This is a genomic window from Paraburkholderia sp. SIMBA_054, from assembly GCF_046534875.1.
GTDB lineage: Bacteria > Pseudomonadota > Gammaproteobacteria > Burkholderiales > Burkholderiaceae > Paraburkholderia > Paraburkholderia hospita.
Map to the genome: position 1 here is coordinate 1 of NZ_JAWRXV010000900.1, position 267 is coordinate 267.

The 267-nt window shown below is 71.5% G+C and carries 1 pseudogene; it reads right to left on the reverse strand.

The features are described from left to right. Positions 1-267, reverse strand: a pseudogene (locus SB822_RS57740) (saccharopine dehydrogenase); the annotation flags it as partial.

Here is a 267-nt window from a genome sequence, read left to right on the forward strand (position 1 = left end):
GGCGCGGTGAGATCCCAGCGCATGGTCAGCGGCTGGCCTTCATGCTCTCCGCGCAGTTCGACGTACATGCCGCCGAGGTCGCCGCCGAAGCGATCGAACCAGCGCGCGGCGCGGGAGAACATGGGGGCCAGCGCGCCCATCGGCACCGGTACACGCCATTGCCGCAACATGGCGATCAGCGCCAGCGCGCGTTGCAGCAGCGGCAGCTCCAGCGCGGCGCGGAAGCGCACGCCGCGTACGCCGGGATAGCGGCTGACCAGCAGGTCG